Here is a 14,608-nt window from a genome sequence, read left to right as displayed (position 1 = left end):
ATTTCGCACTTAACCTTTCCGATTTATTAGATTTTACCCTCTAAGAGTTTTCTTAATTTCTCTAAAATCTTATCCCTCCTTTTCCCGATTGCTTGATAGCTTCTGTTTTTTCTTTCTCCGATAGACCGCAAACTCTCCTCCCTGAAAAATATGGCAGTAATGATGTCCCTTTCTTCTTCTGTAAGGGAATTCAACGCCTTATTCAATTCTTCGATTTGCATTTTTACTTCTATAATTTTTTCAATATCAATGCTTTCATCTACGATGTTATCTATAAAATGTCCGTCATAGTCAAATACAGAAAAAGGAAGTACGTTATACTTCCAATCTTTTCTTTGGAGATACTTTTCGTGTTCCGTCATTTTCCAGTAAGCTCTGTATATTGCCTCATTTACCTTAACCGCTTTTCCTTTGACATAAAGGAAATATTCTTTTTTATCTATTGTGTAATCCTCCTTTTTCTGCTCTCAGATTTTGGTTTTTGAGCATAAAAAAGGAGGACTTCTACACTTTGGCGTAAACAGTCCTCTTTCAAAAATTATGATTTTTGGTTTTTCAGCAAAAAATCAGTGAAAAATCACTCGTTATTTTATTCCACATAGCTTCTTTATTTTTTATTGGTGATATATTACCTCCCGTCGTTTGTGTTACTACCTAAAGTAAGATTCCTTTCAGAAAAGATTTTTTTTGCAACGAATGTAGCATTTAAGACTTTTGGGAAACCCACATACGGAATGCACTGAATAAATGTCTCAATAATTTTTTCCGGAGATATTCCCACATTTAAAGATCCATTAATATGAACTTCTAATTGTGGTTCGCACCCTCCTAATGTCAATAAACTTGTGATAGTTATCATTTCTCTTTCTTGCAAAGAAAGTCCTTGTCTACTATAAATATCTCCAAATGCAAATTCGATAATATATTCTCCTAAATCTGGAGCAATATCTTCTAATGTTTGTATAACTTTTTCGCCACTCACACCATCAATTTCTTGTAATTGTTCTAAACCTATTTCAAATCGTTTACTTTTCACTTGAATTCACCTCCTTTTTTCTTTTATAATATAATTATACTACTTAAACTTTGGTTTAAGTCAAGTTCTTTTACTTATGAATTTTAAAAATTAGGAAAGGAGTCATCTGCAATGAAAATAGGCGAAATTGCAAATAAAACAAATCTTCCAGCAAGCACCCTTCGTTACTACGAAAAAAAAGGATTGCTCAAAGTAGATAGAGACAAAAATGGTAGGAGATATTATAAAGAAAGCGATATAGAGTGGATAAAATTTATAAGACGGCTGAAAGAAACAGGAATGCTTATCAAAGATATTCAACATTATTCCGAGTTACGATATGTTGGCTCGATTACAATGCCTGAACGATTACAAATTCTCCAATTACACAGAAATTATGTTTTAGAACAGCAACTAAAATGGACTGAGTATATTCAAAATTTAGATGATAAAATTGAGTTCTATCAGCAATCTATTAAAAATATGACAAAACATAACTTGTAATTCGATAAGATCTGTTACATTGAGTGCGTGAAAAAAAGAAGTCTATAATTAGGCTTCTTTTTTCATTAGCTCTTTATATTCACTTAATGGTATTCCACTTTTTTTCAGCGTTTTAAGTTTCTCCTGTTTGAGTTGCTCCCTTTTCTCCCTGTATCTGTCCTCATATTCTTTTTGCTTGCCGTTTGCTTTACGATTGAGGTAGTTTTGATGAAGTCGGTCTTTTCTTTCTCGTTTTTTTCTTCCTCCTCCTTTAATTTCTGCATTTCTTCTTCGGATAATTCTTCTTTCGGCGGTTCATAGTTGCCGATAAAGTTGAAGTAGATTTCGACTTTCTGATTGGCAGTTTGACTGCCTTTTTGATCTCGTTCGTGGACTAAGATTTTTTCTACAAACTCGTTGATGATGGTCGGTATCAGTTCATCAAAGTTATCATAGCGTTCGATTAATCAGATAAACTTCTTTGCTCTGTCTGTTTCTTTTTCGTATCGCTTGATGGCTTTTTCCAACCCATCAATTTCTTTGCTAAGTTCCCTTTGCTCGGTTTCATACTGATTGTTTAAGATTTCATATCGGTTGTTCGGTATCTTCTCCAATATCATATCTTCATATATCCGGCACATTAAGCGTTCCAGTTCCTGAAGTCTGTTTTTACTATCTGTGAGCCTTGTCTTTTTCTTTTCCATTTCCATTTTTTCGCTTTCTCCTTTCGCTTTGAATGTGGACTTGATTTTCCTTGAGGTATCTCTCGCATACCACTCGTTCATAATGTTTCGGAAAGGAGTGAAATCATCGTCTTTGTAAAAGCCGTCTACATTGTCGTTGATGGCAATGAGCCTAACGCCCTTTTGTCTTAGTATCTCCATACACCCGCCGACTTTAAGGTAATCTCTGCCCAGTCTACTCATATCCTTTACGATGATACAACCGATATCACCCTGATTAACTCCGTTCATCATTGCCATAAATCCCGGTCTGTCAAACTGTGTTCCGCTGATTCTGTCATTGGTATAATGAACGATGTTCTCCAAATGATTTTTCTTTGCGTATTCTTCCAAAATTTTCTTCTGATTGACAATCGAATTGCTCTCGCCTTGTAGTTCATCATCTCGGCTTAACCTTTCATACAAGGCGGTTATTTTCTCATAACTTCTCACGATTACCTCCTTTCACTCAAATTCTTCAATAAAAAAAGAATTAAGCAAAACATCTTTCACTCAAATAGTGATGAAGTATTCTTCTTAATTCTATAACCCCCGCAGCAAGTTTGTACTTTTTATATTGCTTGACTGCAAAATGTGTATGTTCTTTCTTTTCCAATGCTTCAAATAGTCTATCAATGGGATTCATGTATGTTTCATCATCTTCTCTGACTTCTGAAGCGTCTATCATATCAAGGAGTGTTGCGAAGTCCTTTTCTTTCCTTGGAGCTTCATAAAAAATATAACCTATCAAAGCCGTATAGTAGAGCTTTTCGGCTTTCACCCAAAAATCCTCACCTGCTTTTTCCCCCTCTCCCTTGGTATTTGCAATGATTGTTTGCACTAATTTGAGGATGTCTTTTTCACTTCTGCGATAGGCAAAGGGATTGTACTTCATGCTCTTTTTAAAGTTGATTGTATTTAAGATTTTTATCTCATATTCATTATCTTCAAGCATCTTCCCACATTCAATAGCTATTGTTCCTTTAGGATCTGTAACACAATATGAAGAGTGCATTTGCATTAGGTTCGGCTTTACATAAAATCTTGTCTTTCCGGAGCCTGAACCACCTATAACAAGTACATTCTTATTTCTCGCATACTTTGGATTTGCCAGTCTGCCATTCATGGTTAATCGCTCAGTTTGGGTAAGCAAGATATTATTTTGGAACTTTTCATCCATGTATGGCTCTATATCTTTTCTTGTTCCCCAGAGCCGACAGAAGAGGAAATGCTACAGATGAGGGAAGAAATCGAAGAAGCCAAGAAAGAAAAAGCACGAGCCTATCATAAGGCATATTACAAAGAGTACCGAGCCAAAAACATTGAAAAGTTTAGAGAGTATGAGAAAGTAAAAGCACGAGAGTATAGAGCAAAAAAGAAGCTACAAAGAGCAACCTAAAACTAAATATCAACCAAGCAAAAGAGGTTTCCTAATCACAGGAAATCTTTTTTTGTGCAAGTCGAGAGGAGGAACTAAATGGCAGAAAATGAGAAAACAGATACCAAAGAAATAAAGCCAAAGGAACAACCACAAGAAAAGCCTGACGGCATACTAACAAAAAAGATAAATGGAAAGACCTTTGTAACCGAGATATATTTTGATAAAAAAAGCAAGAATACTTTTCAAGATAAGCTGTTTAAGGTAATAAACTCTAAGAGAAATAGTAGTGAGTGAGTGAGGAAATCCGATAGTAGAAAAGACGCATTAAAAATGTTATAATATAGGCAACAAGTTTAAGGAGGAAAGATTATGGATTATAAAGAAATAAAGCTTAATGTTTCAAATAATAAAATTAAAGAATATAAGCAATTTGAGGGCTTAAAATTATATTCTGATATTTTTAAATCTGAAGATGAAAAGGTATTGATTAACAAAAGAATATATGTTACAAAAAAACAGAATTATGTTTATTACGAAAGAACAGATGTAAATTGGAATTATTGGTCAAGCGAAAGAAATTATAATTCAACATTTAATCCGGAGAATGATAGTAAACACAACATTATATTTGAAGTTTCATCAGAATTAAGCGATTTTATTAAATATTTGGGAGAAGAAATAATTCGGAAGATTGAATTAAAACAGCACAATGGAGAAATTGTTGAGATATTAGATATTTGATTGTGTTATGAAGAATGAAGCATTGACTAAAAATATAATATCTACTCAAGCACGTAAAATTCCTATTTTTAGTAATATCAATTAAATAAAAAATAGTATAAAAACAGTAAACCAAAAAAAGGTTTACTGTTTTTTCTTTGCTAAAAAATAGAAAGAGAGGAAAAGACAAAATGAAAAATATAGAAGAAAAAATCTTAATGGCAGAAGAAAAAATCAAGCAGTTACAAAACAAAAGAAAAAAGCTCATCAGTCAGCAGAAGCAGGAAGAAAGAAAAAAGAGAGATAAAAGGATATATGAAAAAAGAGCAGTCTTTGAAAGTATCTTTACTGAAAGTAAGAACTTAGCCAAAGATGAATTTTATCAGCTAATCACATCTCTAATTCGTAAAGAAGAAGTCAATATCAAAATACAAAAGATCGTAGAGAAAAGAGAACAAACAGAAAATCAAAATACAAAAAACCAAGAGGAGGAAACGGACATCGAAGAATAGTCCCTTGTTTACAAGGGCGCCATTTCCATCTTTTGCAAGTCCCGTATGTTTTTTACCATCCTTAAAGAAATACCAAGCCGTTCCGTCGTTATACCACCAATTTGCTAGCTTTGCATCATCTCCATAGAAAATTCCATCCACATAAACTCTTCCTTTTGATTTTACTCCATTTTTATAAAGCACATCTTTGTAAATACCAGTTCCATACTTTCCATTTACAAAATATTTAGATTCACCTTTATCCTTTGTAAAACCAGTAAATTTCTTTCCATTTTGGAAAAAGAACATTTCTTTACCATCATTATACCATCCATTTACAGATTTTCCATTTTCATCAAAAAAAATTTTTTCTACATAAACTAATTTTTTCCCATTATCATTTATATTTTCAGCAAAAAGTTTATTATTACATCCAAAAACAAAAACTAATAACAGAGAAAAAACCATTAAAGATATTTTTTTAAATGCTTTCATTTCGTCCTCCTAAAAATATAATCAATCTACCAGCCATTATATAATAGTTAAATAAAAATGTCAAATGAAAATTATTTTTATAAAAAATGCTCAAAGTTTTTTCAAACAAAAAAGTCATCTTTAAAATTAAAGATGACTTTTTAAATCTAAATTTCTTTACATTCTTCCCATTCTATATCTTCTTTTTCTAAAAGTTCTAATAGAGTTGACTTTAAAACGGGACTGCATTCCCATGCAATCCCACAACCTGCTGATAAAACTCTTGGTACAGGGACAAGTTTTCCTGAAAGGTTATTTTCTTTACATACACTTTCAGTTGCCATTGCCTCTGCAGTCGTATAGAATGTTGTATACAGCTTAGTCTCTTTCATTATTCTACAATAATTTCAAAGTCTAATCCAACTTCTTTTACAGAAGTTTTCTTGCCTTGGCTGTTTGCAAAATGAGTGATATTTTTTACAACATGTGCTTCACTAGCTAAGACTTTGTAAGTTTCATTTTTATTTTCTTTAAGGGCATCTTGTAAGATTAAAACTGGTTCTGGACAAGATAATCCTCTAACGTCTAATTCTTTCATATCTATCTCCTTAAATTTTATCTATTTTTTTCTTTTTTTAGTCCACATAAAGCTACTATAAATAGTACAACTATTGAAACAATAACAAATATTTGTCCATTTATTCCTGGTCCACCTGCTGCTGCTTTTATTCCTTTTTCCACATTTTCAACTGCAGCTGCTGCTCCTGCTAATTTGAAGTTATGAGCAAAGGCAGCCCCTACAAACATTCCCAATACAGTTATAACTGAATCTGAAGAACCTGTTCCTGCAAGAACTAATTGTCTTAATGGACAACCTCCAAGTAATACTGCACAGAAACCTACTGCATACATAGATAATATATTCCAAATTGTTTGAGCATGAGCTACAGGTCCAAAAGCAACAAATTTAAAATTGTTTGTAGCTATATTATAAACTAACATAACAATAAAAATTCCACCTATAACTGAGAATAATCTGAAATCTTTTAGTAAAATAATGTCTCTAAGTGATCCAGCAAAACACATTCTACTTTTTTGTGCAATTATACCAAATACAAGTCCTACTCCAAGTGCTGCATACCATACTGCATGCATACTTCCAGGTCCTTTTTGGCTAAATGCATAAAGAGATGGAACAGCAATAACTAAAGCAAATAATCCTGCTACAACAACTGGTAGAACATATCCATTTTCTTTTTTAACAGGATAAGCTCTTCCTAAGCTGAAGCCTTTCCTTAAGAAGAATGCACCAGTTGCAACACCTGCTGCAAAGCCTACAAATCCTACATAAGAACTTATATCTCCTGCTGACATTCTTAAAATCATTCTTAAAGGACATCCTAAGAATACAAGAGCACAAACCATCATTATTACACCCAAGAAAAATCTTATAACAGGTGATGAACCACCTGTAGATCTGTATTCTTTTGTAAATAATGAAATTAAAAATGCACCTAAAATAATACCTACAATTTCTGGTCTAAAATATTGAACCACTTCTGCATTATGGAACTTCATAGCTCCTGCGGTATCTCTAATAAAACAAGCTATACAAAAAGCCATATTTTTTGGGTTGCCTAAATATGCAAGTAAAGCTGCTCCAAGACCAGCGATAATTCCTAAAGTCAACAACCCTTTTTTAGTGTTAAAAAAACGCATTTGATTACCTCCTATCCTCTATAATTTTTTTAATCGCGTTTATAGCAAGCTCGACCTCATCAAAAGTATTTGAATGAGAAAAGCTAAATCTAACCATACCCTGTTCAACAGTACCAAGCGCCTTATGAATAAGTGGTGCACAATGAGCCCCCGGTCTTGTTGAAATTTTATACTCTTCATATAAAATACTGCTTACTTCTGAAGAGTCCATATCTGAGATATTTAAAGATACAATTGGAGCTCTAAACTCTGTTTCAAAATCCCCATAAACTGTAACTTCAGGAAATTTACTAACCCCATCATAAAATTTCCTTGAAAGTTCTAAAGCTCTTTTTGTTAAATTTTCAATTTTATTATTTAAAAGATAGTCAATAGATGCATGAAGTCCAGCAATTCCATGTGAATTTAAAGTCCCAGCTTCAAGTCTTGTTGGCATCTTATCAGGTTGAAATTCATCATAGCTATGAGTTCCACTTCCACCAACTATAAAAGGTCTTATGTACACTTCTTCTCTGACACATAAAGCACCTGTTCCCTGTGGTCCAAGCATTGATTTATGTCCTGTAAAACATAGAACATCAATATTCATCTCTTTCATATCAATATCAAATGCTCCTGCAGTTTGAGAAGCATCTACTACAAAAAGAAGATTATTTTCTCTACAAAAATCTCCATATTTTTTTAAATCTGTAATATTTCCAGTAACATTTGATGCATGAGTTAAAACTATCGCCTTAGTATTTGCCTTTATCAGAGATGGGATTTCTTCGAAATTCAAAACTCCTTTTTCAGAAACTCCAATATAACTGACTTCGACACCTTTTTCCTTTAGATAATGTATTGGCCTTAAAACAGAATTATGTTCAGAAACAGAAGTTATTATATGATCATTTTCTAAAAATAATCCATTTATTGCAATATTTAAACTTTCTGTAGCATTTTTTGTAAAAACTACCTGACGAGAATTCCCAACATTAAACATCTTTGCTATTTTTTTTCTAGTTTCAAAAACTATTCTATCAGCACTTAAACTCTCCTCATAAACTCCACGAGAGGAGTTACCAAAGTTTTTCAGTGCATTCACTACTGCATCAATAACTTCTGCAGGTTTATTTTTTGTTGTAGCTGCGTTATCAAAATAAATCATCTTAATCCTCCTTCGTGAAAAAAATTTATTATTATAAAAATTTATAATTTTGATTAGATTAAAATTTTATTTACTTATTAGATATTAAAAAGAAAATAAAATTTCAAGATTGTTTTCTTTAATTAAATTTATCATAACGGAAACAATCTTCTAATAGGTTTACCATAAGGCGTAAACATATTATAATTATATATCAATATATCGATATTGTCAAATTTTACTCATATTTCAACAAAAATATCTAAATAAATTATATTTTTTAATAAGTTTTATCGTTTAAATTATATAAACCATTAATTTATCTTAATTAACATATTTATTTAAATTATAATATAGATATTATAACTTTTTTATTAAAAATATTTATCGATTAAAATGTAAAATATCGCTAAAATATTGTAAAATTCCTATTTTAAAAACATATAAATTATGATATACTATACTTAGTTACTTATATATTAGAAAATATTCATTAAGTATAGTAATGAAGAATTTAGATTTTTTTATAAATAAGTAATAATAAATTTTATAGGAGGAAGATATGCAAAATTATTTAGTTTTAATCGGTATTGTAATTATTGTTGTGGGTTTTGTTTTAAAACTTGATGTAATTTCTGTAGTTTTAATCGCAGGTTTCGCAACAGGTCTTGCCGGTGGAAAAGGAATTCTAGAAATTTTGAATATTATAGGTAAAGGATTTGTCGAAAACAGATATATGAGTTTATTCTTTACAACACTTATCGTAATAGGTATTATGGAAAGAAACGGTCTTAAAGAAAAGGCTGCTGACGGAATACGAAAAATCAAGGGTGCTAGTGCAGGTTTGGTTATTTGGTTATATTTATTCATCCGTTGGTTAGCTGCAATATTTTCTTTACGTCTAGGCGGACATGTTCAATTTGTAAGACCTTTAATTTTACCAATGGCAGAAGGTGCTGCTACTAAGACAGTTGACCTTACTGAAACTAAACTAGAAGACTTAAAAGGTTTAGCTGGTGCTGTTGAAAATTATGGTAATTTCTTTGGACAAAATGTATTCCCTGTTGCTTCAGGTGTTTTGCTTATTGCTTCAACACTTAAAGATAAAGGATATGCTGTCGAAGGTGCTGATATAGCATACTATTCTCTTTTTGTAGGTGTTGCAATGATTATATTATCAGTTATTCAATGTTTCTTATTTGAAATGAAACTTAGAAAGGATGGTGTAAAAAATGTTAAAGTGGATAAGTAGTAATACATTTTTTATTGATGAATTCATTTATATTCTTTGTGGGTTAATTTCAATTTTAACAGCATTTAGAGCCTTAAAGAATAAAGAATCAAGAATTGGTACATTTATTTTTTGGTTTTTAGTTGGAATTATATTTGCTTTTGGAGGATTCTTAATAAAATATCTTCCTGATCAAGGTGGAATCATAGTCGGCGCTATGCTTGTTGCTTGTGGATTTCTTACTCTTACAAAACAAGTTAAAATCGGAGAATTCAACCCTCCATCTGAAGAAGAAAGAAGAAAAAATGCAGATAAAGTTGGTTGGAAAATTTTTATTCCAGCATTGATTATGGCAGGACTCGGATTTTTTATGTCACAATTTAAATCATTTAAAATTGTAATCGGAACAGATGCTAAGGGTAAAGATTTAATTTTCGGATTTTCAACTGCACAAGTTTTAGGAATTTCGGCAATAATTGCTTTAATTTTAGCTATTATAATTGCTAAACCTAAAGTTGAAGATATGAAAGAAGATACTTCAAGACTTTTGATGCAAGTAGGTTCATCAAGTTTATTACCACAACTTTTAGGAGCACTTGGAATTGTATTTACAGCTGCTGGTGTAGGTAATGTAATAGGAGAATTTGCTGGTGGTATTGTAGGCGGTGGCGGAAGAGTTGCCGGAGTTGTTGCTTACTGTTTAGGTATGGTAATCTTTACTATGATTATGGGTAATGCCTTTGCTGCATTTACTGTAATCACAATCGGAGTTGGTATTCCTTTTGTAATTGCACAAGGTGGAAATCCTGCTGTAGTTGGAGCTTTAGGTATGACTTGTGGTTACTGCGGAACTCTATTAACTCCAATGGCTGCAAACTTCAACATTGTTCCAGCCGCTATTCTAGAAACTAAAGATAAATACACGATAATAAAGACACAGGCACCTATGGCTCTTGCAATGATTTTAGTTCATATCGTGCTTATGTTAGTACTAGCATTTTAGGAGATGATTAAATGAAAATATTAGTTAGTGGATTTGACCCATTTGGTGGAGAAAAAATTAATCCTGCAATTGAGTCTGTAAAATTATTACCAGACGAAATTAAAGGAGCAAAAATAATTAAAGTAGAAATTCCAACAGTAGCAAGAAAGAGTTTAAAGAAACTTGAAGAAGTTATTGAAATTGAAAAACCTGATGTAGTTTTAAGTGTAGGACAAGCAGGTGGTAGAACAGATATTTCAGTAGAAAGAGTTGGAATTAATATGGATGATTTTAGAATCAAAGATAATGAAGGAAATCAACCAATTGATGAAAAAATCGCTAAAGATGGTCCTGATGCATATCTTGTAACTATTCCTATAAAAGCTATGGTTCAAAAAATGATTGAAAACAAAATTCCTGCTTCTGTTTCAAATACAGCTGGAACTTTCGTTTGTAACCATGTTTGCTACGGAATGGCACATCTTGCAAGTACAAAATATCCGAATATGAGAACAGGCTTTGTTCATATTCCATTTTTACCAGAACAAGTTGTAGATAAAAGAAATATGCCATCAATGCCATTAGAATTGATTGCAAAAGGATTAGAATATGCAATCGAAGCTATCGTTGAAAACAAAGAAGACATTAAGATAGAAGGCGGAGCAACACATTAGTATATAACAAAAAGGTTAGAGAACTTAAAAACTCTAACCTTTTTTACTTTTAATTATATATTTACTTTACAATAACTTTATCATAGGCAAGTCTTTCAAGTTCTCCTTGCAATACTACTTCACCGGTATATTTATAACCACAAGAGATAATAAAATTTCTCATTTTTTTATTGTCTTTATGGGTATCAATTCTTAAATCCATTCTCTTTCTCTTTGCAAGATTTTCAATATAGCTCATCATTTTCTTAGCAAAACTCTGTTTTTTATATTTATTAGAAGTTGCTACCTTATGAATACTGATATAAGGAATTGAAGTATTCCATTTCCCATTTATATTTTCATAATCTTCATCTATTCCTTCAACCAAACAAACTGTAGAAACAATTTTTCTATGATATTCTAAAACATATAGGTCTATTCCCAAATGTTCATCAATATCTTTAAAACTTGGAACATATTGCCCTTGCCATTGATCAACTCCGTCATTTTTTAGTGCTTCTGCTCCTTCAAGATATATTTCTAATATACTTTCTCTATCTGACTCATTAGCCATTCTAAATGTCAAAACTTCATATTTTAAATTTAAAGAAACAAATAAAGAAAAGAAAATTATACTCATAACTAAAATACCAAAGATAATTCCAACAAGATACTTTATATTAAATTTAATAATAGAATCAAAAAACAAATATACAAATAAGAAATCAAATTCCAAATTTATAATATTCAACATCTTTAAAAGATTTTTATAAAATTTATTTGAAATTGTATAACTTATAGAATTAATATAATTAAATCCTATTTTAAAAGCAAATTCAATTAATATTAAAACAATAAGTAAAATATAATCTCCAGTAGAGGTTTTAAACACAAAACTCAATAAAAACATAATTCCCAAAAGAATTAATTTAACATAATCTGTTATATTCTTATTTTTATAAAATGAATTCATTACTTTATTTTAACTCCTATATTTTTTATCATTCTCCATTGAGGAATTTCTCCATTATCTCCCCAATACTCATCAAGTTTGACAATTTTGTCGTTTTCTAGCAATATAAAGGAATTAACATAAAATGAAGATTTATCAAAGACATTTATTACCTTTGCAACTGCAATAAGTAAATTTCCAATTTGCACAACTCTTTCAACTTCTCCACCCCATTTATCAGGATAAGTGCAATTAACTTCAATAAACTCATCAACAGTAAATCTTTCATTAGTATTATGCCAATCAATATAAGCATCTTCATTAAAAAATTTTTTAATCTCCAAAGCATTTTGACTTAAAACCAAATCAAAAAATTTATAAACATCGAACATATTTACTCCTTTTTTTCTATAATAATTTTATTAAATTTATATATAATGTATATTATACTTAAAATAAAATGAAAATTCAAATTAGTTTGAATATAGTTCTTTTTATAAATTAAATTTATATTTTAGTTTAATATTTTGTACAAAAAATTATTTGAAATATATTATAAATAATTTAGATTTTTTATTCGAATTATGATACAATATACTTAAAATACAATGCCAGTATTATAAAACATAAACCAAAGTTACAAAGATTTAGAAAACATGCTTATTTTTTTAGAAAAATACAATATTAAAAAATTTATGATTGCTGTATTTGTTAAAACTAAAAGTAAATATAATTCTGTAAAAGAAGATTTTTTAAAAATAAAAAATTTGAAAGAAGATCTTTATAAATTTATTGTTAAAAATAATTTAAAAATAAACTTAAAGATAGAGGGTTGTATGTTGTATTTTGCATATGATTATTTAGCATATAATGATATAAAAGTTTCTAATATACAAAAATTAGAATACGGATGTGAAGTTGGTCAAACAAAGTTAGAAATTCTGAGTAATGGTGTGATTTCTGGGTGTCCTGCACATACACATTTAGATAAAAACACAAATAATGTTTTTAAAAAAACAATAAAATATGTATGGAATAACAATAAAGATTTAGAGTATTATAGAAATTTAAAAAACAAAGATCCTTGTTGTTATAATTGTAAATTAAACTTTTTTTGTAATGGAGGATGTCCTGCTGAAAGAATAAAACAGCAAAAAACGTTGAATATAGAAAACAGGAGAGATGATAGATGTCAGTTTTAGAATATAAATTTCTTAAAATAAATAATACTAATAAATTTAAAGTTTATTTAATTACTTTCATTTCTAATTTTATTTTGTTCTATTCTCCAATAATTTTTTTATTTTATAAAAATTTTGGAATAGACATATTCAAAATAGGTATTATTTTTTCAGTAACCAGTATAAGTAATATAATTTTTGAAATTCCTTTTGGACTGTTTGCAGATAAAAAATCTCCGAAATTAAGTGTATGCATCGGTTCTGTTATGATAACTCTCTCTCTAGTCGGATTATTTTTCAGTACGAGTTTTTTCCAATTTTTAATATGTGCAATTTTTATGGCTGTAGGAGATGCCGGAATGTCCGGAGCAAATAGTGTTTTGTTAATGAACTTACTTGAAAGAGAAGAAGAAGTGTTTGAAATTTCATCAATATCAAGTGGAATTTCAAACATTCTCGGTGGACTCATAATAGGCTTTATATACAATATCAATATACGACTTCCATTTTTAATTTCGATGGTTTTATCAATATTGAATTTATTTTTGTATCTATCGATATCTGAGAAACATATAAATACTGAAAAAGAAAAAGTTCAAATAGAAAATGTAAATTTTAAAACTGCTTTTTTTATTTTTAAAAAACAAATTTTCATATTTCTAATATTATTACTTTCATATATTTCCATACCGCAAGTTGCAATTTATTTTCCCGAGTATCTGGACTTTTTCAAAATAAATCCAAAATATATCGGAATTATGTATATGATTGCAAATATAATTAGTATGTTCGGAACAAAATTTCATCAAATTTATTTAAAAAAATATAATCCCATGGTAAAACTTAAATACTGTTTTTTATTTTTAATGATTTCTACATTTGTGATGTGGATTTCGAAAAATTTTTTTGTTTCCATGTTTTTTTATGCAATATATAGATTTATAACAGGATACTTTTACTTACTGTTTTCAATGTATATAAATTCAAAAACTGATTTACACTACAAATCTACAATATTATCAATAAAAAATGTAATTGTACAAATTGCATTTATACTAAGTGATCCGTTAGTTACATTTATAATAAAGGAATTCGGAATTAGCAGAAGTTATTGTTTTGCTTTCATTTCTATAACAGTAATATTTTTGATTGTATTATTTTATAAAACAGGCGATCCGAAAGAAACACTTTTTGAAAAGAAACCTGCTTAAATATTTGACAACTGAGAATAAAAAAATTTAAAAACTGTTTCCATCAGTTTTATATTTCGACTTTTATAAAAAAAGTCGGAGAGTTTTTACTCTTCAACTTTAGTTGTTAAAACAAAAAAATCATCCATTCATTGGGATGATTTTTTTGTTTGGCTGTTTTCTATTCTCCCAGTACGAGATGTACTAGTACCTTCGACGTTTAGGAACTTTCGCTGTCGAAACTTGCCATTTGTTTCACAAATGGAGTTTCTTAGCATCTGACCTACG

18 protein-coding genes and 3 pseudogenes are annotated in these 14,608 nt (G+C 29.8%); 10 read left to right on the top strand and 11 right to left on the bottom strand.

All coding sequences use genetic code 11. From position 1 onward, the window contains the following. Positions 1-26: 26 nt before the first annotated feature. Both RWJ08_RS07430 and RWJ08_RS07425 read right to left on the bottom strand, forming a co-directional pair. Positions 27-443: a sigma factor-like helix-turn-helix DNA-binding protein gene (locus tag RWJ08_RS07430; protein WP_313961635.1), complete on the bottom strand. Its 417-nt coding sequence runs from the start codon at positions 441-443 to the stop codon at positions 27-29. Between the two features lie 185 nt (positions 444-628). Beyond that, positions 629-1,036 carry a carboxymuconolactone decarboxylase family protein gene (locus RWJ08_RS07425; RefSeq protein WP_207635481.1) on the bottom strand — a complete coding sequence of 136 codons (408 nt, stop codon included), beginning with the start codon at positions 1,034-1,036 and terminating at the stop codon, positions 629-631. A gap of 111 nt (positions 1,037-1,147) precedes the next feature. Between RWJ08_RS07425 and RWJ08_RS07420 the strand changes: the two genes are divergently transcribed. Beyond that, on the top strand, positions 1,148-1,519 hold the full coding sequence (locus RWJ08_RS07420; protein WP_313961634.1) for a MerR family transcriptional regulator: 372 nt from the start codon (positions 1,148-1,150) through the stop codon (positions 1,517-1,519). A gap of 48 nt (positions 1,520-1,567) precedes the next feature. Here RWJ08_RS07420 and RWJ08_RS07415 read toward each other — a convergent pair. Together RWJ08_RS07415 and RWJ08_RS07410 are read right to left on the bottom strand one after the other, a co-directional pair. Then, positions 1,568-2,673 (bottom strand): annotated as a pseudogene (locus RWJ08_RS07415) (DUF4368 domain-containing protein). 97 nt (positions 2,674-2,770) lie between these two features. Continuing rightward, a pseudogene (locus RWJ08_RS07410) lies at positions 2,771-3,430 on the bottom strand (type IV secretory system conjugative DNA transfer family protein); the annotation flags it as partial. Here RWJ08_RS07410 and RWJ08_RS07405 point away from each other — a divergent pair. The 4 genes and pseudogenes from RWJ08_RS07405 to RWJ08_RS07390 all read left to right on the top strand — a co-directional run. After that, a pseudogene (locus tag RWJ08_RS07405) lies at positions 3,431-3,619 on the top strand (recombinase); the annotation flags it as partial. A 78-nt stretch (positions 3,620-3,697) separates the two neighbouring features. Then, the gene (locus RWJ08_RS07400) at positions 3,698-3,895 is read left to right on the top strand and encodes a hypothetical protein (RefSeq protein WP_313961633.1); all 198 of its coding nucleotides are present in this window, start codon (positions 3,698-3,700) and stop codon (positions 3,893-3,895) included. A gap of 75 nt (positions 3,896-3,970) precedes the next feature. Next, on the top strand, positions 3,971-4,342 hold the full coding sequence (locus RWJ08_RS07395; protein WP_003030991.1) for an EXLDI protein: 372 nt from the start codon (positions 3,971-3,973) through the stop codon (positions 4,340-4,342). A 170-nt stretch (positions 4,343-4,512) separates the two neighbouring features. Next, a complete protein-coding gene (locus tag RWJ08_RS07390) occupies positions 4,513-4,833 on the top strand; it encodes a DUF3847 domain-containing protein (protein ID WP_313961632.1) in 321 nt (106 codons plus the stop codon). Here RWJ08_RS07390 and RWJ08_RS07385 read toward each other — a convergent pair. The 5 genes from RWJ08_RS07385 to RWJ08_RS07365 all read right to left on the bottom strand — a co-directional run bounded on the left by RWJ08_RS07385 (position 4,720) and on the right by RWJ08_RS07365 (position 8,152). After that, entirely contained in the window at positions 4,720-5,307 is a 588-nt protein-coding gene (locus RWJ08_RS07385; RefSeq protein ID WP_313961631.1) for a hypothetical protein, read from the bottom strand. The two genes, RWJ08_RS07390 and RWJ08_RS07385, sit on opposite strands and share 114 nt — an antisense overlap. Positions 5,308-5,453: 146 nt before the next feature. After that, positions 5,454-5,678, bottom strand: a complete 225-nt coding sequence (locus tag RWJ08_RS07380; protein WP_313961630.1) for a DUF3343 domain-containing protein — start codon at positions 5,676-5,678, stop codon at positions 5,454-5,456. Next, complete coding sequence (locus RWJ08_RS07375; RefSeq protein ID WP_004831973.1) at positions 5,678-5,884, bottom strand: sulfurtransferase TusA family protein; 207 nt, start codon at positions 5,882-5,884, stop codon at positions 5,678-5,680. Before RWJ08_RS07375 ends, RWJ08_RS07380 begins: the two co-directional genes overlap by 1 nt. A 17-nt stretch (positions 5,885-5,901) precedes the next feature. Then, positions 5,902-7,005 (bottom strand): YedE family putative selenium transporter, encoded by a 1,104-nt coding sequence (gene yedE / locus RWJ08_RS07370; protein ID WP_313961629.1) that lies wholly within the window; start codon positions 7,003-7,005, stop codon positions 5,902-5,904. Positions 7,006-7,009: 4 nt separating this feature from the next. Beyond that, entirely contained in the window at positions 7,010-8,152 is a 1,143-nt protein-coding gene (locus RWJ08_RS07365; protein ID WP_313961628.1) for an aminotransferase class V-fold PLP-dependent enzyme, read from the bottom strand. Positions 8,153-8,693: 541 nt separating this feature from the next. Here RWJ08_RS07365 and RWJ08_RS07360 point away from each other — a divergent pair. Genes RWJ08_RS07360 through pcp form a run of 3 tightly spaced genes read left to right on the top strand, consistent with a single transcriptional unit; the run spans position 8,694 to position 11,018 of the window. Then, entirely contained in the window at positions 8,694-9,383 is a 690-nt protein-coding gene (locus RWJ08_RS07360; protein ID WP_313961627.1) for a DUF969 domain-containing protein, read from the top strand. Beyond that, positions 9,364-10,365: a DUF979 domain-containing protein gene (locus RWJ08_RS07355; protein WP_293441174.1), complete on the top strand. Its 1,002-nt coding sequence runs from the start codon at positions 9,364-9,366 to the stop codon at positions 10,363-10,365. The genes RWJ08_RS07360 and RWJ08_RS07355 overlap by 20 nt, the downstream gene beginning before the upstream one ends. Positions 10,366-10,376: 11 nt before the next feature. Next, a complete protein-coding gene (gene pcp / locus RWJ08_RS07350; RefSeq protein WP_313961626.1) occupies positions 10,377-11,018 on the top strand; it encodes a pyroglutamyl-peptidase I in 642 nt (213 codons plus the stop codon). A 61-nt stretch (positions 11,019-11,079) separates the two neighbouring features. Here pcp and RWJ08_RS07345 read toward each other — a convergent pair whose 3' ends face one another. Continuing rightward, positions 11,080-11,970: a GNAT family N-acetyltransferase gene (locus tag RWJ08_RS07345; protein WP_313961625.1), complete on the bottom strand. Its 891-nt coding sequence runs from the start codon at positions 11,968-11,970 to the stop codon at positions 11,080-11,082. Next, positions 11,970-12,341 (bottom strand): nuclear transport factor 2 family protein, encoded by a 372-nt coding sequence (locus tag RWJ08_RS07340; RefSeq protein WP_313961624.1) that lies wholly within the window; start codon positions 12,339-12,341, stop codon positions 11,970-11,972. The genes RWJ08_RS07345 and RWJ08_RS07340 overlap by 1 nt, the downstream gene beginning before the upstream one ends. 264 nt (positions 12,342-12,605) lie before the next feature. Here RWJ08_RS07340 and RWJ08_RS07335 point away from each other — a divergent pair, with 264 nt between their 5' ends. Beyond that, the gene (locus RWJ08_RS07335) at positions 12,606-13,151 is read left to right on the top strand and encodes an SPASM domain-containing protein (RefSeq protein ID WP_313961623.1); all 546 of its coding nucleotides are present in this window, start codon (positions 12,606-12,608) and stop codon (positions 13,149-13,151) included. Next, on the top strand, positions 13,139-14,341 hold the full coding sequence (locus tag RWJ08_RS07330; RefSeq protein ID WP_313961622.1) for an MFS transporter: 1,203 nt from the start codon (positions 13,139-13,141) through the stop codon (positions 14,339-14,341). Before RWJ08_RS07335 ends, RWJ08_RS07330 begins: the two co-directional genes overlap by 13 nt. Positions 14,342-14,608: the final 267 nt, after the last annotated feature.

The organism is uncultured Parvimonas sp., assembly GCF_963524015.1.
Taxonomy (GTDB): domain Bacteria; phylum Bacillota; class Clostridia; order Tissierellales; family Peptoniphilaceae; genus Parvimonas.
The sequence above is the reverse complement of the archived record's forward strand: the minus strand, read 5'-3'. Positions and strand labels throughout refer to the sequence as shown.